The organism is Arthrobacter sp. K5, assembly GCF_040448525.1.
GTDB classification, from domain to species: Bacteria; Actinomycetota; Actinomycetes; order Actinomycetales; family Micrococcaceae; genus Arthrobacter; species Arthrobacter globiformis.
Genome location: NZ_CP159279.1, coordinates 2,167,253 through 2,189,908 on the forward strand (window position 1 = coordinate 2,167,253; position 22,656 = coordinate 2,189,908).

18 protein-coding genes and 2 pseudogenes are annotated in these 22,656 nt (G+C 68.0%); 9 read left to right on the forward strand and 11 right to left on the reverse strand.

What is annotated here, in order from left to right; all coding sequences use genetic code 11:
- Positions 1-819, reverse strand: a pseudogene (locus ABRP34_RS09780) (MFS transporter); the annotation flags it as partial.
- On the opposite strand from ABRP34_RS09780, the pseudogene ABRP34_RS09785 reads away from it, so the two are divergent.
- Positions 809-1,342: pseudogene (locus ABRP34_RS09785) on the forward strand (substrate-binding domain-containing protein); the annotation flags it as partial. The pseudogenes ABRP34_RS09780 and ABRP34_RS09785 sit on opposite strands and share 11 nt — an antisense overlap.
- Positions 1,343-1,484: 142 nt before the next feature.
- On the opposite strand, the gene ABRP34_RS09790 reads toward ABRP34_RS09785, so the two are convergent.
- On the reverse strand, positions 1,485-2,075 hold the full coding sequence (locus ABRP34_RS09790; RefSeq protein WP_003797797.1) for a TetR/AcrR family transcriptional regulator: 591 nt from the start codon (positions 2,073-2,075) through the stop codon (positions 1,485-1,487).
- 134 nt (positions 2,076-2,209) lie between these two features.
- On the opposite strand from ABRP34_RS09790, the gene ABRP34_RS09795 reads away from it, so the two are divergent.
- Together ABRP34_RS09795 and ABRP34_RS09800 are read left to right on the forward strand one after the other, a co-directional pair.
- Positions 2,210-3,487, forward strand: a complete 1,278-nt coding sequence (locus ABRP34_RS09795) for an MFS transporter (RefSeq protein ID WP_353713078.1) — start codon at positions 2,210-2,212, stop codon at positions 3,485-3,487.
- On the forward strand, positions 3,488-6,004 hold the full coding sequence (locus tag ABRP34_RS09800) for a glycoside hydrolase family 3 C-terminal domain-containing protein (RefSeq protein WP_353713079.1): 2,517 nt from the start codon (positions 3,488-3,490) through the stop codon (positions 6,002-6,004). It abuts the gene before it with no gap.
- Positions 6,005-6,090: 86 nt separating this feature from the next.
- Here the strand turns inward: ABRP34_RS09800 and ABRP34_RS09805 are convergent, their stop codons facing one another.
- The gene (locus ABRP34_RS09805; protein WP_043417611.1) at positions 6,091-6,798 is read right to left on the reverse strand and encodes an FCD domain-containing protein; all 708 of its coding nucleotides are present in this window, start codon (positions 6,796-6,798) and stop codon (positions 6,091-6,093) included.
- Positions 6,799-6,905: 107 nt separating this feature from the next.
- Here ABRP34_RS09805 and ABRP34_RS09810 point away from each other — a divergent pair, with 107 nt between their 5' ends.
- The gene (locus ABRP34_RS09810; RefSeq protein ID WP_353713080.1) at positions 6,906-8,246 is read left to right on the forward strand and encodes an alpha-hydroxy acid oxidase; all 1,341 of its coding nucleotides are present in this window, start codon (positions 6,906-6,908) and stop codon (positions 8,244-8,246) included.
- 76 nt (positions 8,247-8,322) lie between these two features.
- Here the strand turns inward: ABRP34_RS09810 and ABRP34_RS09815 are convergent, their stop codons facing one another.
- On the reverse strand, positions 8,323-8,991 hold the full coding sequence (locus tag ABRP34_RS09815) for a metalloregulator ArsR/SmtB family transcription factor (RefSeq protein WP_353713081.1): 669 nt from the start codon (positions 8,989-8,991) through the stop codon (positions 8,323-8,325).
- A gap of 110 nt (positions 8,992-9,101) precedes the next feature.
- Positions 9,102-10,313, reverse strand: a complete 1,212-nt coding sequence (locus ABRP34_RS09820) for an acetoin utilization protein AcuC (protein WP_353713082.1) — start codon at positions 10,311-10,313, stop codon at positions 9,102-9,104.
- A 105-nt stretch (positions 10,314-10,418) separates the two neighbouring features.
- Between ABRP34_RS09820 and ABRP34_RS09825 the strand changes: the two genes are divergently transcribed.
- Both ABRP34_RS09825 and ABRP34_RS09830 read left to right on the forward strand, forming a co-directional pair.
- Positions 10,419-11,852, forward strand: coding sequence for a potassium transporter TrkG (locus ABRP34_RS09825; RefSeq protein ID WP_003797804.1), 1,434 nt, complete (start codon positions 10,419-10,421; stop codon positions 11,850-11,852).
- Positions 11,845-12,531, forward strand: a complete 687-nt coding sequence (locus ABRP34_RS09830) for a TrkA family potassium uptake protein (RefSeq protein WP_003797805.1) — start codon at positions 11,845-11,847, stop codon at positions 12,529-12,531. Before ABRP34_RS09825 ends, ABRP34_RS09830 begins: the two co-directional genes overlap by 8 nt.
- Positions 12,532-12,627: 96 nt before the next feature.
- On the opposite strand, the gene proC is transcribed toward ABRP34_RS09830, so the two are convergent.
- The 5 genes from proC to ABRP34_RS09855 all read right to left on the reverse strand — a co-directional run bounded on the left by proC (position 12,628) and on the right by ABRP34_RS09855 (position 19,207).
- Complete coding sequence (gene proC, locus ABRP34_RS09835) at positions 12,628-13,461, reverse strand: pyrroline-5-carboxylate reductase (protein WP_003797806.1); 834 nt, start codon at positions 13,459-13,461, stop codon at positions 12,628-12,630.
- Positions 13,462-13,980: 519 nt separating this feature from the next.
- Positions 13,981-14,973, reverse strand: coding sequence for a Ppx/GppA phosphatase family protein (locus tag ABRP34_RS09840; RefSeq protein WP_003797807.1), 993 nt, complete (start codon positions 14,971-14,973; stop codon positions 13,981-13,983).
- Between the two features lie 82 nt (positions 14,974-15,055).
- Positions 15,056-15,505, reverse strand: a complete 450-nt coding sequence (locus tag ABRP34_RS09845; RefSeq protein ID WP_003797808.1) for an SseB family protein — start codon at positions 15,503-15,505, stop codon at positions 15,056-15,058.
- A gap of 96 nt (positions 15,506-15,601) precedes the next feature.
- Positions 15,602-18,325 (reverse strand): type I DNA topoisomerase, encoded by a 2,724-nt coding sequence (gene topA, locus ABRP34_RS09850; RefSeq protein ID WP_353713083.1) that lies wholly within the window; start codon positions 18,323-18,325, stop codon positions 15,602-15,604.
- Positions 18,326-18,499: 174 nt separating this feature from the next.
- Positions 18,500-19,207 (reverse strand): winged helix-turn-helix domain-containing protein, encoded by a 708-nt coding sequence (locus ABRP34_RS09855; protein WP_353713084.1) that lies wholly within the window; start codon positions 19,205-19,207, stop codon positions 18,500-18,502.
- Positions 19,208-19,386: 179 nt separating this feature from the next.
- Here ABRP34_RS09855 and ABRP34_RS09860 point away from each other — a divergent pair, with 179 nt between their 5' ends.
- Positions 19,387-19,707, forward strand: a complete 321-nt coding sequence (locus ABRP34_RS09860; protein ID WP_353713085.1) for a hypothetical protein — start codon at positions 19,387-19,389, stop codon at positions 19,705-19,707.
- 114 nt (positions 19,708-19,821) lie between these two features.
- On the opposite strand, the gene ABRP34_RS09865 is transcribed toward ABRP34_RS09860, so the two are convergent.
- Entirely contained in the window at positions 19,822-21,447 is a 1,626-nt protein-coding gene (locus ABRP34_RS09865; RefSeq protein WP_353713086.1) for a methyltransferase, read from the reverse strand.
- Positions 21,448-21,519: 72 nt separating this feature from the next.
- On the opposite strand from ABRP34_RS09865, the gene ABRP34_RS09870 reads away from it, so the two are divergent.
- Positions 21,520-22,128 (forward strand): hypothetical protein, encoded by a 609-nt coding sequence (locus ABRP34_RS09870; RefSeq protein WP_353713087.1) that lies wholly within the window; start codon positions 21,520-21,522, stop codon positions 22,126-22,128.
- 10 nt (positions 22,129-22,138) lie between these two features.
- Complete coding sequence (locus ABRP34_RS09875; protein ID WP_003797814.1) at positions 22,139-22,582, forward strand: hypothetical protein; 444 nt, start codon at positions 22,139-22,141, stop codon at positions 22,580-22,582.
- The last annotated feature ends 74 nt before the right edge of the window (positions 22,583-22,656 follow it).

Sequence of the window (22,656 nt, forward strand, 5' to 3'; positions counted from 1 at the left end):
TTAAGCAGCCGCGCGGCGGCCGTGGAGCGACAGCAGGCCCGCGATGACGACGGCGGAAAGGATCTCCAGCCCGCCGGTCACCACCAGCCCCGCCCGGACGCCGAGCCACTCCGTCAGCCAGCCGGCCAACAGCCCGCCGAGCGCGTGGCCGCCCAGCAGGAGCGGCAGGTACAGGGCCATGACCCGGCCCCGGACCCCTGCCCCGGCCTCCAGCTGCACGGCGGTGGCGGCGCTGGTGAGGAACAGCAGGGTCGTGAAACCGACCACCACCAGCATCGCCATGAACAGCTCCTGGCTGGGCATGACGGCGGCGATGAGCTGTGCGAGCCCAAAGAGCCCGGCGCTGGCCACGATCCCCTTCCGGCCTGACCGCTGCAGCCGGGAGGCCAGAAGGGCGCCGGCAAGGGCACCCACGGCGCACAGGGTGTTGAACAGGCCGAACCCGGCCGCGCCGCTGTGCCACACCGAGCTGGCAAACGCCGCCAGCACCACCGGACCGTTCATTCCGAATGCCCCGAGGAGCCCAGCGAGCAGCATGACCAGGAGCAGCCGCGGGCGGTCGCGCACATAGCGGAAGGCGGCCAGCACCTGGCCACGGCCGCGGACCGCCGGCGTGGCCCGATGGAGTTCCCCCGGCCGGATGGCGGCGACCATGGCCAGCACCGCCAGGCAGAGCACGGCGTTGGCGGCGAAGGCGGCCGCGGATCCGGCCCTGGCGATCACGAGTCCGCCCAGCGCGGGCCCGGCCATGGCCCCAAGCTGCCCGATGGCGTTGTTGAGCCCGATTGCCGCCGGAAGACCGGCGTCGCCCACCACTTCGGTGGACTACAGCCAGGGCGTGCAGGAGCTCGCGGAACATCTGGTGGGCCTGGGGCATACCAGCATCGCATTCCTGGCCGGCCCCGCCCGAAGCGCCTCCAACGGGGCACGCATGGCAGGGCTGGACAAAGTCCGGGCCGCACATCCCGGCGTCGAACTCCGGATGCTCGAGGGCGGTTCCAGCTTCGAAACCGGCCATGAAGCGGTGGACGACGTGCTGGCCAGCGGGGCCACCGGCGTCCTCGCGTTCAACGACCTCGTTGCCATGGGGCTGCTCAGCGGACTGCACGAACGCGGCGTCCGCGTTCCCGAGGACATTTCCCTCACGGGCTTCGACGACATCCCCTTCGCCCGGTACACCACACCGCCGCTCACCACCGCCGCGGTCCCGATCACGGAATTAGGCGAACGCGCCTGGCGCAGCCTGCGGGCCCTGATCCGCAACGCCGAGGCCCCCGACGAGGAGACCACCTTCCAGCCGCGCCTGGAGATCCGGGGAAGCACGGGCCCCGCCGGCACCTAGCCCTGCCGTTGCCCTTGGGTCCTTGGCCCTTGGTCCGGTGTACAGATCATGGCCGCCAAACGCCCCCGAAGTCGTGACAAGTGGACCAAAATTCCCCACCCCGGGCGCTCTTTGACGGCCAAGCTCAGGGGTGCCGCCGGGGTTAGGACTTCGCCGGAACCAGGAGCACGTCGACGAGCTCCGTCAGCCCGGCGGCCATGTCCACCCTCTTGTCGTACAGCCACTGCAGCTGGAGGCCGTCGAACGCGGCAATGACCAGTCTGGCGAGTGACTCCGCAGCGACGTCGGACCGGACCTCCCCCGCGTCCTGGCGCCGGCCGATGTCGAGCGCCAGCTCCTCCACCAGTTGGGAGTACCTGTCCTGGAAGTAGCCGTGGGAGGCGTGCCCGGGATCATTGGCCGTCGCCGACGCGACGGCGTAGAGCGTGGTCAAGCCTGGCTCCTTCTCGTTCCGCTCCGCCACGGACGCCAGGTTGGGCAGCCCGAACTCGGCCAGCCCGCCGACGTCCCGGCTGCGCCGGTCGCGCTCGGCCAGCACCGCCGTCAGCAGTTCCTGCTTGCCGCTGAAGTAGTGGAAGAGCGTCGCCTCCTTGACGCCCACAAGCTCGGCCACGCGCTTGAGGGCCGTGCCCTCGAACCCTTCGGTGGCAAAGACATCGGTGGCGGTCTGAATGATCTGCTCGCGGCGTTCGGCGCCTTTCGCGTACTGCCCGCGGGGCTTGGAGGGAGACATTTCGCCAGTTTATTTCACCGCCCCGGCCCACTGGGAGCCGGGTCAATTTAGTCCAAAACCTATTCACACTAGGTTTTCAACGCTACGCTTTCTCCGGAGACCCAACGGTGGGTCACTTTTCGTCAGGAGGCAGTGTGGCCATCGAATCCCTATCCCAGGAGACCGCGGCTCCGTCCGCGCTTTCCACAACCGCGGGACTGCCCGTCAAGGCGCCGCGGGCCTACGTCATCGGCATGCCCATCGCCAGCGCCGGCCTGTGGATGGCCGTGCTCGCACCGGCCCTCGTCGTCCTCGCCATCAAGGTCTCCGAGATCACCACCCCGGACACCCGGGCCGGAGCGCTGAGCCTGGTGGCCGGCGTCGGGGCCGTCATCGCACTGCTAGCCAACCCGTTCTTCGGGCGCCTGAGTGACCGCACCACGTCCCGCTTCGGCATGCGGAAGCCGTGGATCGTCGGCGGCTCCCTGGTCGGGCTGGCATCGCTCTTCCTGCTGGGATCGGGGACCAACGTCGGCACCGTGCTGGTTGCCTGGGTGGTCGCCCAACTCGGCTTCAACGCCGCCCTGGCTGCCCTCGTGGCGACGCTCCCCGACCAGGCCGCCCCTGCCGAACGCGGCCGCCTGTCCGGGCTGATCGGCATGACATTGCCCATCGGACTCGTCGCCGGCGCCTTCTTCGCCCAGATGTTCGACAATGCACTGCAGATGGCAGTCGTCCCGGGCGTCGTGGGAACACTCGTGGCGATCGCCTTCGCCTTCACGTTCAAGGACCGTGTCCTGACCGCGAAGCCAGCGCCACTGAACCTCAAAGAGATTCTTGGCTCCTTCTACTTCGACCCCCGCCTCTACCCAGGACTTGGCTGGGCCTGGCTGACTAAATTCATGGTGTACGTCGGCTACTGCGCCGGACTGCTCTACCTGCCGTACTTCTTCGCCGATCACCTCCATGTCGCGGAAACCCAGGTCACCACGTTGGTCTTCCAGGCCACCCTGGTCAGCTCCGCCGGAACCGTGGTCACCAGCATCGCGGGCGGCTGGATCAGCGACCGGATCGGCAAGCGCAAGGGCATGGTCATTGTCTCCGCACTGATCATGATGGGCGGCCTGATTGTCATAGCAACCAGCTCCAACACCGGACAGGTCCTCGTGGGCCAGGCCATTCTGGGACTGGGACTCGGCTGCTTCAGCGCCGTGGACGTCGCCCTCATCGCCGACCTCCTGCCCAGCAGCCAGGCCGAGAACGCCAAAACCTTCGGCGTCTTCAACATCGCCCAGGCACTCCCCCAGTCCCTTGTGCCCGCCGTCGCTTTCCCCGTCATCGCCCTCGGCGGCTACCCGGCCCTCTTCCTCGGCGGGGCAGCCGTCGGAATCATCGGCGCCGTCCTCGTCACCCGCATCAAAGGAGTCAAGTAAATGAACCCCACCTTGTCCGCACAGAAGACCGCCCCGGCGGAAGCGGGTAACACCGGGCTGCTGCCGGCTGATGCTGAGGCCCGCCTGCGCGAACTGGCCGCAAGCCTGGGCCTCGAACAGCAGGTCACCTTGCTGACCGGCGCTGATGTCTGGTCCACCCACGCCCTGCCGGAAATCGGACTGAGCCGCATCGTGCTGTCCGACGGTCCGGCCGGCGTCCGCGGCGAAGACTTCGACGAGCGGCACGACTCAGTCTCCCTGCCGTCGTCGTCCGCCCTGTCCGCCACCTGGAGCGTGGACATCGCCCGCCGCTACGGCCAGGTTCTGGGCCAGGAGGCGCGCCGCAAGGGCGTCCACGCCGTGCTCGGCCCCACCATCAACCTGCACCGCTCACCGCTGGGCGGCCGCCACTTCGAATGCATGAGCGAGGACCCGCGCCTCACCGCCACTATCGCCGCCGGTTACGTCTCCGGCGTGCAGTCCATGGGCGTGGGGGCCACGCCGAAGCACTACCTCGCCAACGAGGCGGAGACCGACCGCTTCATCTCCGATTCCGTCGTGGACGAACGGCCCCTGCGCGAGCTCTACCTCGCCGCGTTCGAGGACGCCATCACCGAGGCCCGCGCCTGGCTGGTCATGAGCTCCTACAACTCCATCAACGGCACCACCGCCAGCGAGAACGAGCTCCTGGAAACCCCGCTGTCCACCGAGTGGGGCTTCGACGGCGTCGTGGTGTCGGACTGGACCGGCGTCCGTTCCGTGGATGCCGCCAACGCCCACCAGGACCTGGAGATGCCCGGCCCGGTGGGCCACTGGGGTGCCAAGCTGCTCGCCGCCGTCGAGGACGGCCGCGTCAGCCGGTCCGCCATCTTGGAAAAGGTCATCCGCATCCTGCGCCTCGCCGCCCGGGTCGGTTCACTCGCGGGGTTCGAGGCCGCGGTCCCCGCCTTCCCCGCGGACCTCGACGGCGCGCAGGTGGCCCGCGAGGTGGCAGTCCGCGGCGCCGTGCTGGTCCGCAACGAGGGCGGCCTGCTCCCGCTCGACGCCAAGGCACTCTGCAGCGTTGCCGTCATCGGCCACAACGCGGAGGAAGCACGCACGCAGGGCGGCGGCAGCGCCACCGTCATGCCCAAGTACAACGTCTCGCCGCTGGAGGGCCTGCGCAAGGCACTGCCCGACGACGTCACCGTCACCTACGCCCGTGGCGCCAAGGTGGCCGAGGGGCTGCAGCCGTTCGCCCGCAGGGCCCTGCACAACCCGGTCAGCGGCGTGCCCGGCATGCGCGTCACCTTCCTGGCTGCCGACGGAACGGAGATCTCGGGTGAGGACCGGCTGGCCTCGCACCTGATCTGGTTCGGCGTCGGCATTCCGGAGGGCACGGCGGCCATCCGCATGCAGACCGAGTGGACAGCGGAAACCGCGGGCGTCCGCCACCTCGGCGTGGGAACGGTGGGCCACATCGCCCTCTCCATCGACGGCACCGAGGTCTTCAACGGCGAGCTGGAGGACGACACCAATGTCCTGGGCGCCGCACTGTTCGATCCGCCCCAGACCACTCGCGCCTTCGAGGCCACCGCCGGCCAGCGGTTCGCCATCGACGCCCTGTACCGGCTGCCGCAGCAGCAGGAGATTCCGCTGACGGCCATCCTTCTTGGCGAGGAGGCCACCGTCGCCGATCCCCAAGCCGAGATCCGGGCCGCGGTTGACGCGGCGCGGACGGCGGACGTCGCCGTTGTCGTGGTGGGCACCAACGCCGCCATCGAATCCGAGGGCTTCGACCGCAAGGACCTTGACCTCCCCGGCCACCAGAACGAGCTTGTGGAGGCTGTGGCCGCCGTCAATCCGCGCACGGTCGTGGTGGTCAACTCCGGGTCGCCGGTGCTGATGCCGTGGCTGGACAGGGTCGGCGCGGTCCTGCTGGGCTGGTTCGGCGGGCAGGAGTTCGGCACCGCGGTGGCGGACATCCTGCTCGGAAAGGAGGAGCCAGGCGGCCGGCTTCCCACCACCTGGCCGGCCGCGCTCGAGGACGTTCCGGTGCTGAACACCACGCCTGTTGACGGCAGGGTGGTCTACAGCGAGGGCATCCACGTGGGCTACCGCGCCTGGCTCAGGCAGCAGGCGGCGGGCGGCGCCGCTCCGCTGCTGCCGTTTGGCTTCGGCCTTGGCTACACGACGTTCGAGCTCGGCACTGCCCACGCGCCGCAGTCCGTATCGGCAGGCCAGGACATCACGGTGCACGTCCCCGTCCGGAACACCGGCAAGCGCACCGGCCGCGAAGTGGTCCAGGTGTACCTGTCCCGCGAGGATTCGGCGGTGGAGCGGCCCGTCCGCTGGCTGGCCGGATACGCCGGGACACATCTTGCGGCGGGCGGTACGGGCACGGTTGAGGTGAGGATCCCGGCCCGCGCGTTTGGCCATTACGACGGCGGCTGGCAGGTTGAGCGCGGCCCGTTCCGCCTGCTGGTTGGCCGGCACGCGGCGGACGACTTCCAGGCGCTGGAGGTCGAGGTCCGCTAACCCCCTTGGAGTTTGTGTACAGATATCGCGGGTTAAACCCCCTGTTTGGGGCCATTATCTGTACAAACACTCGCCCCGAAATTGAGCTACGTCCGGGCTGGGTCCGAATCCTTCGGGCCCAGCCCGGCTTCTTTGTAGTACCCCCTGATGTGGGCGGCAACGAGCTCAGCCGCCCGGCCGCCGTCGTCCTTCCGGATGGCCGCCAGAATCTCCCGGTGCTCCGCCCGGAGCCGCGACGCCGTGGCGTCCCAGTCCGGCAGGTTCGCAGTCAGCTGCCCCGCGTAGCCCTGGATGGCCTCCCGCAGGGAGCCCATCATGGCGCTGACCACGGCGTTGCCGGCGGCGTCCGCCAGGGCCAGGTGGAAGCGGACGTCCAGGGCCAGGAAGTCATCGACGGTGTGGCCGCCGTCCATGTCGTCGAGCAGGGCACCGGCGAGGTCGAGTTCGGGGGCATCCGGCCTGGCCCGGGCGGCCGCCCACGACTCGAGCAGCACGCGCGTTTCCACCACGTCCTCCACCGGCAGGTGCTGCGTGGCCACGTGCAGCCGTAGCGCGGAGCCGAGCGCCGCCGTCGGGTCCGAAATCACCACTGTCCCGGCCTCGGGGCCGGACCCCACGCCGGCCCGGACCACACCCATGGCTTCGAGGACCCGGATGGCCTCGCGGACGGAGGTGCGGGAGACGCCGAGCTGCTCGGCCAGGGTCCGCTCGGCCGGGAGGCGGCCGCCGACGGCGAGCTGGCCGCCGGAGAGCTGGTCCTCGATCCACCGCAGGACAAGTTGGTGCGTACGCATGAGCCCATGGTACTTGATGTGGTTGGACCACATGCCCTAGAGTGTGGTTAGACCACAGCGGGGAGGCTTCTGACCAGCATCCCCCGGCATGCCCACGGAGGAACGCCATGACCCACACCATCCAGCCAAGCAACCCCGAGACCACCCCGGCCCCGGACGCGACGGATCTTCCGGCCACGCGGCCCGCCACCGGCGTCGCCGCCGCGGCTGCAGCAGTTCCGGCCGCCCTGAAGCGCCGCATCCCGAAGTACTCGGACCTCGCCCCGCTCATGCAGTTCAAGAAGCCCGAGTTCAGCAAGGAGGCCCGGCTCAAGCGCGCCAGCACCGTCTGGGAACTGCGCGACATCGCCAAGCGCCGCACCCCCCAGGCCCCGTTTGACTACACCGACGGCGCGGCGGAGGCCGAAATCACCCTGCGGCGCGCCCGCGAGGCGTTCCTGGACATCGAGTTCCGACCGGGCATCCTGCGGAACGTGTCCAGCATCGACTTGAGCACCGACATTCTGGGCAAGTCCTCCCGGCTTCCCGTGGGCATCGCGCCCACCGGCTTCACGCGGATGATGCAGTCCGAAGGCGAATATGCCGGCTCGCAGGCCGCCGAAGCCGCCGGCATCCCGTACACGCTCTCCACCATGGGCACCGCCTCGATCGAGGACGTGGCCGCGGCGGCACCCAACGGCCGGAACTGGTTCCAGCTGTACCTCTGGACGGACCGGGACCGCTCCCTCGAACTCATCGAGCGCGCAGCGAAGGCCGGGAACGACACCCTCATGGTCACGGTGGACACCGCCGTCGCCGGGGCCCGGCTGCGCGATGTCCGCAACGGCATGACCATCCCGCCGGCGCTGACGCTGAAGACCGTCCTGGACGCGTCCTACCGCCCGGCGTGGTGGTTCAACTTCCTCACCCACGAGCCGCTCACCTTCGCCTCGCTCTCGCGGTACACGGGCACGGTGGCTGACCTCATCAACTCGATGTTCGACCCGACCCTCACCTTCGAGGACCTGGACTGGCTGCGCGAAACCTGGAAGGGCAAGCTCGTGGTCAAGGGCATCCAGACCGTGGACGACGCCCGCAAGGTGGTGGACCACGGCGCCGACGGCATCGTGCTCTCCAACCACGGCGGCCGCCAGCTGGACCGCGCACCCATCCCCTTCCACCTGCTCCCGGACGTCTCCAAGGCGCTCAAGGCAGACAACAGCAACGCCGCGATCATGCTGGACACGGGCATCATGAGCGGAGCGGACATCGTCGCCGCCCTCGCTCTCGGCGCCGACTTCACGCTCATCGGCCGCGCCTACCTGTACGGGCTCATGGCTGGCGGCCGGGCGGGCGTCGACCGCGTCCTGCAGATCCTCGAAAAGGACATGGCCCGCACCATGGCGCTCCTCGGCGTCAGCAGGATCTCCGAGCTGACCCCGGATCACGTGCGGCTGCTGGGCAAGTAGCTGCCTCCCGCCCATCTGGGTAGCAGTTGAGGGCGTTCTGAGCGTTCAGAACGCCCTCAACTGCTACCTGGTTGGGTTACTTTTTGCGGCCGAACTTGGGCAGGTTCGCCAGCAGGTCCGCAGCCTTCGTCGCGGCACGGCCAACGGTGCGGCCGATCTGCTGCGGGACGGTGTCGTCCTGGCCGGCGCTGCCGGGCACCTGGCCGCCGGGAACCACGACGGCGGGACTCAGCTGGCCGCTGGCCGGTCGCCCGGGAGTGTGAGTAGCGTCGTCCGCCGCGCTGCCGGCATGTGCCGCAGCGACTGCCGCGAACGCGTCCGGGACCTCGGCGGCCCGGCCGGCTGCGGCCGCGGTTCCGGCGGGCACTGGACTTCCGGCCGGCGTTCCGGCGGTTGCCGCGGCGGCGGGACGGTCTGTACCTGGCAGCGCTTCCTCGGCCTGCGGGGTTGCGGCGTCCGGTGACGCCGCGGCGGCAGCGGCGCGTCCGACGTCGAACGTCTCCAGCCAGCTGGCGACGCCGGCCAGCGGCTTGGGATTGAGCGCGTAGTAGCGCTTCTGGCCCTGCGCGCGCATGCTGACCAGGTCGGCTTCACGCAGCACTTTGAGGTGCTTGGAGATGGTGGGCTGGCTGGCGGCGAGTTCCTCGACCAGCTCCCCCACCGCTTTGTCCCCCGCCTGGAGGGACACGAGAATGTCGCGCCGCGTTGCCTCAGCAATGACGGCAAATACGTCGTCTGTCACCATGTGACCCACCCTAGCGACATATACGCCGAATGGCATCTACTATTTCGCCGGTGGCTGTCCCCGTGAAGGGACCGGACTGGGCGAACCAGCGGGACTAGTCGAACCAGGGGCTAGTCGAACCAGGGGTCCAGGCCGTACAGCGGGAAGACTTCCTTGCGCGTGGCCATCACGGTGCGGTCGATGTCGTCGTTGGGATCGAAACCCACCTCCCAGGAGCGCCACCAGACGTCGGCGTCGTCGCCCATGCTCTCGGGGGTGTCCACTCCGTAGCGCTCCTGCACGTACGTCCGCCACGCCTCCGGCACGGGGGTGCGCAGCGGCACCGGGCGGTTTGCTGCGATGCCGATCAGGTGGCTCCAGGTCCGCGGCACGACGCCCGTGATGTGGTACCCGCCGCCGCCCGTGGCGATCCAGCGGTTTCCGCAGTACCGGGCGGCGAGGCTTGCGACGGCGGTGGCGGCCTCTCGCTGTCCGTCCACGCTGACGTTGAGATGTGTCAGGGGATCGAGCCGGTGCGAGTCGCAGCCGTGCTGGCTGACGATGACCTCGGGCGCGAAGGCGCCCACCAGCTGCGGGACTACGGCGTGGAAGGCCCGCAGCCAGCCGGCGTCTCCCGTTCCCGCAGGCAGAGCCACATTGACGGCGCTGCCCCGGGCCTCGGGGCCGCCGATCTCATTGGCGAAACCTGTGCCGGGGAACAGGGACATGCCGGTTTCGTGCAGCGAAATGGTGAGGACGCGGGCGTCGTCCCAGAAGATGCTTTGCGTCCCGTCCCCGTGGTGGGCATCGACGTCGATATATGCCACGCGCTGCACGCCGCCGTCGAGCAGTTTCCGGACCGCCAGGGCGGCATCGTTGTAGACGCAAAAGCCGCTGGCGCGGTCCCGGGACGCGTGGTGCAGCCCGCCGCCGAAGTTCACGGCCCGGACCGCCGAACCGTCCAGGATCGAGGTGGCCGCAAGGAGGGAGCCGCCGGCCAAGCGCGCCGCGGCCTCGTGCATCCCGGCAAAGGCGGGATCATCCTCGGTACCCAGCCCGTAGGACTGGTCCGCGGCTGCGGGGTTGTCGCTGGCCCGGCGCACCGCTGCCACGAAGTCGGGGCTGTGCACGGTGGTGAGCTCACCGTCGTCGGCCACGTCCGGGGCGGACAGCGTAACGTGGGCAAGGTCCAGCAGGCCCAGGCTCGCGGCCAACCGGGCGGTCAGCTCCAGGCGTTCGGGCGCCATGGGGTGGCCCGGGCCGAAGTTGTAGGCCGTCATGGCGGCGTCCCACACCACCGTCGTTGGCAGTGCGGGGAGGCTGAGTCCGGGCTGGAGTGTCATTACTGACAGGCTACCGGAGCCCCGTCCGCTCCCAGACCCGGCCACGGCGCGGGGTTTAGTGGTTTACTACTGGAGGAAGCAGAGTCAATCGAGGAACAGCCGCACATGACCCAAAGCCAGTCGAGGTCCAAGAGCCCGGCCAGCTGGCAGCCCGCAACGCCGGAGCGTGAGGGCCTGTGGATATTCACGGGCATCCGTGACTTCATCGACGACATTGCCAACACCTCGCCGGCCCGCCTTGCCCTGAGCGCCTTCGTGGTGGTCATCGTCCTCTTCACCACCCTGCTGTCGCTGCCGGCATCCTCGGCAACCGGCGACTTCACACCGCTCCACCAGGCCCTCTTCACCGCGGTTTCGGCCGTCTGCGTGACGGGCCTGACCGTGGTGTCCACCGCCGTGCACTGGTCCTTCTTCGGACAGCTGATCATCCTGATCGGCATTTTCGTCGGCGGCCTCGGCACGCTGACGCTGGCTTCCCTGCTGGCCCTCATGGTGAGCAAGAAGCTGGGCGTCAGGGGCAAGCTCATCGCCCAGGAAGCCATGAACAACGCGGGCCGGCTCGGTGAAGTGGGTACGCTGCTGCGGATCGTCATCACCACCTCCGTGGTGATCGAGGCCGCCCTCGCAATCGCCCTGATCCCGCGCTTCATGGTCCTCGGCGAGCCGTTCTGGCAGTCTGTCTGGCACGGCGTCTTCTACTCGATCTCGTCCTTCAACAACGCCGGCTTCACCCCGCACTCGGACGGCATTGTCCCCTACGAAACAGACCTGTGGATCCTCATTCCGCTCATGCTCGGTGTGTTCCTTGGCAGCCTCGGTTTCCCCGTCGTCATGGTCCTGCAGCAAAACGGGCTCAACTGGAAAAAGTGGAACCTGCACACGAAGCTCACCATCCAGGTCTCGTTCATCCTGCTCGCAGCCGGAACGGTGCTGTGGGCGCTCATGGAGTGGGACAACGCCCGGACCATCGGCAGCATGAACCTCGGGGACAAGATCACGCACTCGCTGTTCGCCTCAGTCATGACCCGCTCCGGCGGCTTCAACCTGGTGGACCAGAACCAGATGGAATCCACCACCATGCTGCTCACGGACGCCCTGATGTTCGCCGGCGGCGGCTCGGCCTCAACGGCAGGCGGCATCAAGGTCACCACGATCGCCGTCATGTTCCTGGCCATCATCGCCGAGGCCCGCGGTGACGCGGACGTCAAGGTCTACGGCCGCACCATCCCGGAAGGCACCATGCGCGTGGCCATCTCGGTGATCGTCGCCGGCGCCACGCTGGTGTCCGCCTCGGCCTTCCTGCTCCTGCACATCAGCGGCGCCTCCCTGGACCGGGTGCTGTTCGAGACCATTTCAGCCTTCGCCACCGTCGGCCTGAGCACAAACCTCAGCGCCGAGCTGCCGCCGGAGGGTGTCTATGTGCTGTCCGCCCTGATGTTCGCCGGCCGCGTCGGCACCGTCACGCTTGCCGCTGCCCTGGCCCTGCGCCAGCGCAGCCAGCTGTACCACTACCCGGAAGAGAGGCCCATCATTGGCTAATTCGTCAGGCGCCCCCAACCGCCCCGCCCACAACGCGCCGGTCCTGGTGATCGGGCTGGGCCGCTTCGGTTCCTCCACCGCTGAGCAGCTGGTGAAGCAGGGCCGCGAGGTGCTGGCCATCGAGCGCGACAGGTCGCTGGTCCAGAAGTGGTCACCCGTCCTGACCCACGTGGTGGAAGCCGACGCCACCAATATCGACGCGCTGCGCCAGCTGGGCGCGCAGGAGTTCAGTTCAGCCGTGGTGGGGGTGGGCACGTCCATTGAGTCCTCGGTGCTCATCACCGTGAATCTCGTGGACCTCGGCATCGAGCACCTGTGGGTCAAGGCCATTACGCCGTCCCACGGCAAGATCCTCACCCGCATCGGCGCCAACCACGTCATCTACCCCGAGGCCGACGCCGGCGTCCGGGCCGCGCACCTGGTCTCCGGGCGCATGCTGGACTTCATCGAGTTCGACGACGATTTCGCGATCGTGAAGATGTATCCGCCACGTGAAACGGTTGGTTTCACGCTGGACGAGTCCAAGGTGCGGTCCAAGTACGGCGTGACGATCGTGGGCGTGAAATCCCCGGGCGAGGACTTCACCTACGCCCGGCCGGAAACCAAGGTGTCCGCCCGCGACATGCTCATCGTCTCCGGGCACGTGGACCTGCTGGAGCGGTTCGCCGCCCGGCCGTAACGGGAGATTTTGTACAGATACCGTGCCCAAAAAGGGGGCTTTCACCCGCGGTATCTGTACAAAAACTCCAATCCCCGAGGGGAGGCAGGGGCGTGCCTAGCCGAGCTGCTTGGTGATCTCGGCGGCGCGGTCGGCTGCGGCGCGGGCGCCCGCGGCGATGATGGCCGGCATGCCGCGGTCATCGAACGTGGCGATGGCGCGTTCGGTGGTGCCGTTGGGACTGGTCACGGCTTTGCGCAGTGCGGAGGGTTCCGCACCCGGTTCCGCAAGCATGAGACCTGCCCCGGCGACGGTTTCGCGTGCCAGCAGGAGCGCCAGCTCCTCGTCCAGGCCGAGTTCGACGCCAGCCGCGGCCATCGCCTCGGCCAGGTAGAACGCGTAGGCCGGACCGGATCCGCTGATGGCGCCCAGGGCGTCCACCTGCTCCTCGGGAATTTCGACGACGGTCCCCACCGCGCCGAGGATGTCTTTCGCCCGCTGGAGCTGCTCGGGCGAGCAGTTGGTGCCGGCAGACACCGAGACCACGCCGCGGCCCAGCTTCGCCGGGGTGTTGGGCATCGTCCGGATCACCGGCTGCCCCGGGGGCAGTGCCGCTTCGAGCTGGGCGATGGAGACGGCGGCTGCAACGCTGATAACGATCGCATCCGGAGACAGGGAGCCACTGATTTCCCGGGCCAACTCGGCAATGCCCACGGGCTTCACGCCGAGAATCACGACGCCAGCGCCCTTCGCCGCCTGCTTGTTGTTGTCGGGTTCTTCGCTGCCGGCGATGGCCATGATGCCGGCGTACCGTTCAGCCAGCTCCGCTGCCCGCTCCGCGCGGCGGACGGTGGCCACCACCTCCGTGGGATTCGTCCCGCCCTCCAGCAGGCCGCCCAGGATGGCCTCGTTCATTGATCCACAGCCAAGGAATGCGATTCGGTTGCTCATTGCTCCATCATTGCAGTTCATGGCTTCGGATGCAGATCGTTGCCATTCACAGGAAGCTCACATGTTGCTCGAAGCATCCACACACCTTCGGCCCCTAACTTAGGTATTACCTCATTGAGGGTGCGAGTGATGAAGCAAGCATGGGGATGCTTGTCAGGCACCGACGGTCTGCAGTGGTTTTGCCCATTTTTTCTGCAGCAGGCCGTCGGTGTCTTTGCTTATAAGCTTCCGGCCGGTTGCCGACGGATTCCCAGCCGGTTTTCAGGTAAATCCCCCAGAACACCCATACTTCCCCACTAGAGTCGTAAACGCCTCACAGGTGCGAGTGATGGAGCCGGTCCTTCGGGGCCGGCGTGGCGCCGGTCGGTTGCAGGAGTGTTCCCCCCAGCTTCTTCTGCGTAACCGGCCGGCGCTTACTCGTTTAAAGACCGGCCGGGGCTTACCCGTTTAGAAGACCGGCCGGGCGCCTGCCCGTTCAAGGCCCGGGCCCGAGAGGCCACCGCGGTCCGCGGACTAGTCCTAGATCGCCGGCAGGGCCGAGACCTGCGGGACGCCCACGTGCGGCGCCGGCTCCAGCGGACCGTCGAAGACCAGCTGGTCGAGCCGCCTGAGGATGAGGCCCTCGCGCAGCGCCCACGGGCAGATCTTGATTTTCTTGTACTCAAAGAGCTCCAGTGCCGCTTCAGCCACCAATGCACCGGCGAGGAGCTGGTTGGCACGCGCCTCAGAGACGCCCGGCAGGTGCAGCCTGTCCTCGGACTTCATGGCAGAGATGCGCTGTGCCCAGATGCCGAGATCGGCGCGGTTCAGGTCGCGCTTCACGTACGGGCCCGCGGCGCTGGGTGCTGCCCCGGCAATCCGTGCCAGGGAGCGGAAGGTCTTGGAGGTGCCGGCCAGGACGTTCGCCCTGCCCACCTCGTTGAAGCTGCGGACCACCGGCTTGAGGGTGGTCCGAATGTAGCGGCGCAGTTCCTTGACGCTCTTCGCGGAGGGCGGATCCTCGTGCAGCCAGTCGCGGGTCAGCCGGCTCGCACCCAGCGGCACGGAAGTGGCAAGCTCCGGCAGTTCGTCCTGCCCCAGCGCCATTTCGAAGGACCCGCCGCCGATGTCGAAGTTCAGGATGGTGCCGGCGCCCCAGCCGTACCAGCGGCGGACGGCGAAGAACGTCATGGACGCTTCCTCGCTGCCCGTGAGCTCCTGCAGCGTGACGGTGGTTTCGTGCTTTACCCGGGCGAGCACCGCGGGACCGTTGGTGGCCTCGCGAATGGCTGACGTACAGAAGGCCAGCAGGTCGTCGGCCTTGTGCCGCGCCGCGAACTCCCAGGCCTCAAGCACGAATTCCGTGAGCTCGTGCTGGCCGGCGTCGGTGATGTTGCCGTCCTCGTCCAGGTACTGCACCAGTGAGAGGGGGCGCTTGTGGGAGGCGAAGGGCACAGGCCGTGCGCCGGGGTGGGCATCCACCAGCAGGAGGTGGACAGTGTTTGAACCGATGTCGAGGACGCCAAGCCGCATCCTGCCATTATTCCCCCCGCCGGCGCAGCGGACGAAACCCGTCGCTTACATTGCGGGCATTAGTTTGCGGACGGCCGCGGGGTTACTCGCCCTCGAGTCCGGCGGGGTTGGGGTCCACTTCATCGGCGCGCTTGAAATCGCGCTTGATGTTGGCGATGCCCTCGGGGTTGATCTCAAAGCCGTAGGCCGCGCCCGGGTTGATGACCATGCCCAGCTCATCGCCGATGTTGGCGATGATCGCAGCGCCCTGGGTGCCCAGCACGTTCGGCGCGGCCTCCAGGTACTGCGTGTCCACCCGGCTGGGGTGCGAGAACACGGCAAGAACCGGCTGGCCGTCCGCGTTGCCCAGCACCAGCGGCTCAACCTGCGAGTCCTCGCCCTCGAGCGCGTCGGAACTGATGATGTAGACCTCGTTGTTGAGGAACGAGAGGATCACGTCCACCGGGTCTGCGTCCGGCTGGCCGCCCCGGGCCAGCTTCTCTTCAAGGTCGTTCAGCGGCGTGATGTCTGCGGGTTCCGGCTGTTCAGTCATGCATCTACTCGACCACGTTGCAGTCCACGGCGCAATTCCGGCAGCACCAGTAAAGCCCGCCGAGACCTTGGTTTCGGCGGGCTCGACCAGCGGGATCTACTTTTTCACAGCGGCCTTCTTTGCCGGGGCCTTGCGCGTGGTGGTGCGCTTAACCGGGCCCTTGGCCCGCTTTTCGGCGAGAAGTTCGACGGCGCGTTCCCGGGTCAGTTCCTCCAGCGAGGTGCTGCGGGGGACGGTGATGTTGGTGATGCCGTCGGTGATGTACGGACCGAAGCGGCCCTCCTTCACCACAATGTTCTTCTCCGACACGGGGTCCGGACCGAACTCGGCCAGCGGCGGCACGGCCGCGCGGGCACCGCGCTGCTTGGGCTGGGAGTAGATTTCCAGCGCCTGCTCCAGCGTGATGGTGAAGATTTCCTCTTCCGAGCCGATGGACCGCGAGTCCGTGCCCTTCTTCAGGTACGGACCGAAGCGGCCGTTCTGCACCGTGATCGGGTTGCCCTCGGCGTCCTCACCGAGGACCCGCGGAAGGCTCATGAGCTGCAACGCCTCGTCCAGCGTGACTGATTCCACGGTCATTGACTTGAACAAGGAACCGGTGCGCGGCTTGGCCTTGACGGGCTTCTTCGGCGGCTTGGGCTTGCCGTTCTTGTAGTACTCGACCGGCAGGTTGGCCAGCTGCTCCTCGGTCATCTCCGGGATGATCTCGGTGACGTAGGCGCCGTACCGGCCGTTCTTGGCAACCACCGTGTGGCCGGTGTGGGGATCGGTACCCAGGACCCGTTCCTCCGGGGCCGCGGTTTCCATGAGCTCCACTGCCTTGGCGGCGGTGAGCTCGTCCGGGGCAAGGTCCTCCGGGACGTTGGCGCGGGCGGACTCCACTACTTCGCCGGTCTTGGGGTCCACCGTGGGAAGCGAGCTCTCCAGGTAGGGGCCGAACTTGCCGACGCGCAGCGTGATGCCGTCCGCGATGGGCACGGAGTTGATCTCGCGGGCGTCGATCTCACCCAGGTTGTTCACGATGCTCAGCAGGCCGGGATCGGCATCTTCACCGTAGTAGAAGTGCTTAAGCCAGGCGGCGCCCACGGCCTGGCCGTTGGCGATCTTGTCCAGGTCGCCTTCCATGTCGGCCGTGAACTCGTAATCCACATAGTCCGTGAAGTGCCGTTCGAGGAGGCGCACCACGGAGAACGCAATCCAGCTCGGCACCAGGGCTGAGCCCTGCTTCCGCACGTAGCCGCGGTCCTGGATGGTAGAGATCGTGGAGGCGTACGTGGACGGGCGTCCGATGCCCTTCTTTTCCAGCTCGGCGGTCAGGGAGGCTTCCGTGTAGCGCGGCGGCGGCGAGGTCTCGTGGCCGACGGCGATGATCTCCGAGGCGGTCAGCCCGTCACCCTTCGCGACGTTCGGCAGGCGGCGGGCCTCGTCGGAGTCGTCGTCGCCGCGGCTTTCGTCCTTGCCCTCTTCATAGGCGGCCAGGAAGCCGGGGAACGTGATGACGGTGCCGGAGGCGGAGAATTCGGCGTCGCGGCCGTCAGTGGCCACCGCACCCAGGCGGATGGTGGCCGTGGAGCCCTTGGCATCGCCCATCTGGGAGGCGACGGTGCGCTTCCAGATCAGCTCATAGAGCCGGAACTCGTCGCCGCTGAGCTGCTTGGCAACCTGGGCGGGGGTGCGGAAAGAGTCGCCGGCGGGACGGATGGCCTCGTGGGCCTCCTGCGCGTTGGCAGCCTTGCTGGTGTAGACGCGCGGCGACTGCGGAACGTATTCGGGGCCGTACAGCTCGGCAGCCTGGCGGCGCGCGGCCGTGACGGCCTCGTCGCTCAGCGCCGAGGAGTCCGTACGCATATAGGTGATGTAGCCGTTCTCGTACAGCCGCTGGGCGATCTGCATGGTGCTCTTGGACGAGAACCGCAGCTTGCGGCCGGCCTCCTGCTGCAGCGTGGAGGTGGTGAAGGGCGCGGCGGGGCGGCGCGTGTACGGCTTGGTGTCCACTGAGCGGACGCGGAAATCGGCGTCCTGCAGGGCGGCGGCCAGGGAGGTGGCGAGTTCCTCGTTGAGGTGCGCAACGTTGCGCGAGGTGAGTTCGCCGTCGTCGTTAAAGTCCCGTCCGGTGGCCACCTTGGCGCCGTCAACGGCGGCCAGTTTGGCCTTGAACGAGCCGGAATCGGCACCGAACTGCCCGGTCAGGTCCCAGTAGGACGCGGACTTGAACGCCATGCGCTCGCGTTCGCGGTCCACCACCATGCGCGTGACCACGGACTGCACGCGGCCGGCCGACAGTCCGCGCGCCACCTTGCGCCACAGTACCGGGGAGATCTCGTAGCCGTAGAGGCGGTCCAGGATGCGGCGGGTTTCCTGCGCGTCAACGAGGGCGGCGTCGACGTCGCGCAGGTTGTCCATGGCGCGGTGGATGGCTTCCTTGGTGATTTCGCCGAAGGTCATCCGGTAGACGGGGACCTTGGGCTTCAGGACCTCCAGGAGGTGCCACGCGATGGCTTCGCCTTCGCGGTCCCCATCAGTTGCGAGATAGAGCGCGTCAGCGTCTTTAAGCTGGGCCTTGAGCTCGGCCACCTTTTTCTTCTTGTCCGGGGAGACGACGTAGTAGGGCTTGAAGTCGTTTTCGACGTCGACGGCGAACTTGCCCAGGGAGGTCTTCTTCAGGTCCGCGGGGAGCTCGGACGGCTGCGGCAGGTCGCGGATGTGACCGATGGAGGCCTCAACAATGAAGCCCTCGCCCAGGTACTTGGCGATGGTCTTGCTCTTGGCCGGAGACTCCACAATCACGAGTTTCTTGCCGGTTTTGGCCTTGCTTGGCACAGTGCTCCTACAGAAAAAGGTTGCTCGGGCAGATCAGCCCATATTGGCCTAGTTCACCATATTTTGCAGAATTCTGCGCTGTCATGTGGAAAACGGTGGCCCCCATCACGGCCGGGACTGCCGGCCGCCCGGCCGGGTCCCCGCGGGCCGGCACAGACCCGTCCGCCACGCCCGTCAGGTGCCGTTGTGGCCACCTGAGGCCCCTGGCAGGGTGCGGTCGTCCGGAATCATGGACCACATGGTGGCGATCCGTTCGGCACCCGGCGGAACACGGTTAGGATCCTCCAGCTCGTAGTCGCGGAGCAGCTCAAATACCCGTTCGGTCAGTTCGCTGCGCTGCTCGGCCGTGAGGTAGAGAAGGTTGCTTGCGAGCAGCACTGCCGACGCCGGCTCCCCGGGCTCACCGCTCTGCCGCTGTTCGTCCCGGGCATGGGCGTAGGCCCTGGCGCGGCGGCGGAACGCATCCAGTTCCAGATCGATCACCGCAAAGTCCGGGCCGGCCACTGCCCCGCCCGAATTGATGGCAAAGTCCGTGCCCGCCGCCTTCCACCGGCGTTCACGGGCGTCGGCCGACGCCTCGGCCGGGACCACGATGCCCCACTTCTGCAACGCCCGCAAGTGGTAGCTCATCGCACTGGGGGTCAGCCCTGTCTGCTGGGCGAGTTCCGTGGCCGTGCGGCTGGACTGCGTGGAGTACAGCTCGGAAATGACCTCCAGGCGGGCAGCATGAGCCAGGGCGCGGATCGCCTTGGGGTCGGTGATTTCCACCTTCTTTTCCGGCCGGTTCCTGCGCCGGGTTCCGGCCGCGGCCGGCGTCGGCCCCGCGGCGGCTGCGTCCGGCGTGGTTCCCGCCGGTTCCGACGGCGGCATGTCAGTACTCACTTCATCAGTCTACGCAGGCCCAAGGAGCTCTGAAAGAAATGCTTGATATCCGCCGTTTCGATCCAGCCAGCTTGCCCCGGAATTACTAAGCATGCTTTGCTTACTTCCGTAAACAGACCTCCCGCAAGCAGTTCGCGGCGGGGCCGCCAGCGTTGGCGGCCCCGTGAGAAGCCCAAAGGATGACCATGATTACCCTGCACGAAGACGCTTTGATCCCGGCAGCCCAGCCCGCCGGAGAACTCACAGGCTCAAGCCTGGATGCCGGGACAGCCACCGACGGCTCCCTCCTGGCGGCAACGGGCACCCCGCGGCACTGCCGGCGGCCCATGAAGCGTCTCGATCAGGAGTTCCCCCTGGAAATGGCCATCAGGGTGGACGGCCCGCGCCTGATCCGCTCCGTGAAGACCGTGGGTGCAGCCGACGCCGTGACCTACCGCTGCATGTGCGGCTTCACCATCGACGTCCCCGCTCCCGGAATGGGCCGCGCCCTGATTAACTGACTGTCCGTTCGCGTTCCCGGCGCGAACAAACAGTTGCGTCCCAGATCCGCTGGGCCGTTCGCGGCCACAACTGTCCGTTCGTACGCTGGACCCGCTGTCAGTCCCGACCCGTTATCAGTCCAGGTCCGGGACCACGGGCAGCAGGAATCCGTCCCGGACCAGATTGGCCACTTCGGTGAGCAGGCCGCTGCGGAAGGCACCGCCGTCGAACCCCTCCGTCCCGCCCAGCAGCGCCTCAAGGGCGCCGATAATCTGTCCGGCGGTCAGGTCGCCATCGCACGCGGAGACAAAGCCCGCCAGTTCGGTGCTCAGCAGGTTGGTGCGGCGCAGACCGGTTCCCTGGCGCAGCAGGATGACGCCGGGGTGTTCGGCGCCGGGGCGCTGGTGGCGCTCCTCGGTGACGTCCTCGGCCACCAGAAGGTGGGCCGCGGAGACGTCGTGGGCCGCAAGCCAGTCTGTCCGTTCCACCGCCGCCCCCAGATGCGGCCCGACCGGCTGTTCGATGGGGTAGGTGATCTCCTCGAACCGGCGGATCCGCCGCTCACCTGCCTGCCGGCGCAGGAAGACCATGCCGAAGCCGATCCCGCCGACGTTCCGCGACGCGAAATCCGTCAGGTACGCGGCATAAGCCTCCTGATAGTGCCGGCGGTCCCGGGTTTCCGACGCATCCTGCAGCCAGGTCTCGGCGTACTGCTCCGGCCCCACCTGCTCGCGCTGGATGAACCACGCGTCCGTGTCCGGACCGGCCCAGCTTTGCGGCCGCTCATCCCACGCAGAACCCTCCGGGATCTCCCAGTTGCCCAGAAGCTGGGCAGTTCCGCCGGGGGCGAGCACATCAGGCAGGGAGCGGATGAGCGACGCCACGATATCGTCGCCCGGCAGGCCGCCGTCGCGGTACGTGAACTGGTCGGCTGCGGCCTCCCCCGCAGTGCGCGGCGTGATGACGAACGGCGGATTGGACACGACGAGGTCAAAAGTCTCGCCGGCAACAGGCTCCAGGAGCGATCCGAGCCGGAGGCTCACGCGATCGGCGGGCCGCGCCGGATCAATATTCAGTGCCCCGGCATTGAGCAGGAGATTGAAGCGCGTGAATGCGAGGGCGCGCTCCGAGATGTCCGTGGCGGTGACGTGGCCGCTGTGCTGGAGAAGGTGGAAGGTCTGAATGCCGCAGCCGGTGCCCAGGTCCAGGGCCCGTTCGGCATGGCGGCGGATGGTGGTCTGGACAAGGGTGGTGGACGCCTGCCCGATGCCCAGGACGTGGTCGTGCCTGAGGACGCCGGGCCGCTGGTGCGCAGCGAGGTCGCTGGCCACCCAGATCTCGACGCCGCCGTCCCTGCCCGCGTCCCAGCCGTAGGGACGCAGGTCCGCCTCGGCGGCAACCTCGGTCCCCATGATTTTCGCCAGCCCCAGCGCCGCCAGGCCTTCGGCGCGGGTCCGCGGCAGCGCGCCGTCGAGCACCTCCGCTTCCTGCGGAACGGCCAAAAGCCAAAAACGCACGACGGCGGCCAATGCTGCGGTGCGCGGCTCGCCGGCGGCCAATGCTTCAGTCGCGATCAGCGCCGGGATGGGCTGGTCCCGGTTCAGTGCCGCGTACGCGGACTCCCCCAGCAGTTCCGCGACGCCCTCCAGGGTGTAGCCCACCTCGCGGAGGTCTGAGGCCAGGGCCTGCAGGAGGTCGGGCAGGTCGCTGCGGGGCGCGTCGGGAGTGTTGCCGGCGGTGAAGTGCGTTGGTTCGGTCACCGGCCAAGTCTATTTCCCGCCCGCATTATTGTCGGCCTGATCATTGTCCGCGCCTGAGGCTACAGTTGGGCCATGCTCGGAACCCAGGCAGGGGCGGCCGATCCCGATTGGCTGCGGTACGCGGCGGCATTCGCACCGCTGCTGGCCGCCGTCATCGCTGCCTGGATCGCGTGGCGCACACTCGCCCAACGGCGTCAGGCGGACCGGCGGGACCAGTGGTGGAAGCGGACCCAGTGGGCCATCGACCTTGCCATGGACCGCGACTTCAGCAGGGCAATTGTTGGCCTGGTGGCGCTGAAGCACCTTGCGGCCAGCGATCTGTGCACTGACGAGGACTACGAAATGCTGGACAAGATCGGAGGCGCCAAGATCGATGCCCTGACCCTGTCCGAGGAGAGCGCCAGGCGCGAGGCGTCGAAACCGCAGCCCACGGAATCGCCGCCCGCACATCACGAAGCCGCGGCCGCGCGGGCCCGGGAGCAGGGAACCGCGGCGCCGCCGGGCGCTGCGGCGCGGACCACCGTCATTCCCGTGGCATTGGAGTCCCGGGGCGAGCAGGTTCTGGCGACCTCCGCAGGCATGGCCAAAGCGCTGACCGAGGCAGACAGACTTGTCTCCTTTGTGGCCTCGCTGCGGACCGGGGGGAGGCGGCCGGAATCCGGCGGCACCTCAAACGGGTAAGTTTGAAGGCATGCCTGAACGTTGTCCTCTGATTTCCCGCGCCTTGGGCGGGGCGGCGGCGTCCGCCGCCATCCTGCTGGCAGCGACTGCCTGCTCCCCCGTGGTGTCGATCGAAAATGCCGATGTTCCGCAGTGGCGGGCCACCGCCCTGCCCTCCGACAGCCGAGCGGTGCTGGAGGACTCCGGCAAGATCCTCAACCGGGACAGGATCATCCAGGCGGCAGCCAGCGTCCCGGCGGGTGACTACACGCTGACCATCACCTGCGACGGCGGCGGCAAGGCGTTCTTCGCGGTGCTGCTCGCCGGCAAGGAACTGACGGAAGCCGGAGCGGCCTGCAACGGCAGCCGCGAAACCGCGACGATCACCGTACCGAAGGCCGGGCGGATGGAAATCAGCGCCTCCAGCGTGGATGCACCCCTTCTGTACGCCTATCAGCTGGTTCCAGGGCGCTAATCCGCGGCCTATTCCGCTGCCATTTGGCCGCGGCGCCGGGAAATTTTCCTTCCGGCGGACTGCCATCTGTACCG

What these genes read in the sequence shown, in the direction of transcription:
- ABRP34_RS09790 (WP_003797797.1), bottom strand. Translation starts at nt 2,075, where the DNA reads ATGTCTCCCTCCAAGCCCCGCGGGCAGTACGCGAAAGGCGCCGAACGC.
- ABRP34_RS09800 (WP_353713079.1), top strand. Translation starts at nt 3,488, where the DNA reads ATGAACCCCACCTTGTCCGCACAGAAGACCGCCCCGGCGGAAGCGGGT.
- ABRP34_RS09805 (WP_043417611.1), bottom strand. Translation starts at nt 6,798, where the DNA reads ATGCGTACGCACCAACTTGTCCTGCGGTGGATCGAGGACCAGCTCTCC.
- ABRP34_RS09810 (WP_353713080.1), top strand. Translation starts at nt 6,906, where the DNA reads ATGACCCACACCATCCAGCCAAGCAACCCCGAGACCACCCCGGCCCCG.
- ABRP34_RS09815 (WP_353713081.1), bottom strand. Translation starts at nt 8,991, where the DNA reads ATGGTGACAGACGACGTATTTGCCGTCATTGCTGAGGCAACGCGGCGC.
- ABRP34_RS09820 (WP_353713082.1), bottom strand. Translation starts at nt 10,313, where the DNA reads ATGACACTCCAGCCCGGACTCAGCCTCCCCGCACTGCCAACGACGGTG.
- ABRP34_RS09825 (WP_003797804.1), top strand. Translation starts at nt 10,419, where the DNA reads ATGACCCAAAGCCAGTCGAGGTCCAAGAGCCCGGCCAGCTGGCAGCCC.
- proC (WP_003797806.1), bottom strand. Translation starts at nt 13,461, where the DNA reads ATGAGCAACCGAATCGCATTCCTTGGCTGTGGATCAATGAACGAGGCC.
- ABRP34_RS09840 (WP_003797807.1), bottom strand. Translation starts at nt 14,973, where the DNA reads ATGCGGCTTGGCGTCCTCGACATCGGTTCAAACACTGTCCACCTCCTG.
- ABRP34_RS09845 (WP_003797808.1), bottom strand. Translation starts at nt 15,505, where the DNA reads ATGACTGAACAGCCGGAACCCGCAGACATCACGCCGCTGAACGACCTT.
- ABRP34_RS09860 (WP_353713085.1), top strand. Translation starts at nt 19,387, where the DNA reads ATGACCATGATTACCCTGCACGAAGACGCTTTGATCCCGGCAGCCCAG.
- ABRP34_RS09870 (WP_353713087.1), top strand. Translation starts at nt 21,520, where the DNA reads ATGCTCGGAACCCAGGCAGGGGCGGCCGATCCCGATTGGCTGCGGTAC.
- ABRP34_RS09875 (WP_003797814.1), top strand. Translation starts at nt 22,139, where the DNA reads ATGCCTGAACGTTGTCCTCTGATTTCCCGCGCCTTGGGCGGGGCGGCG.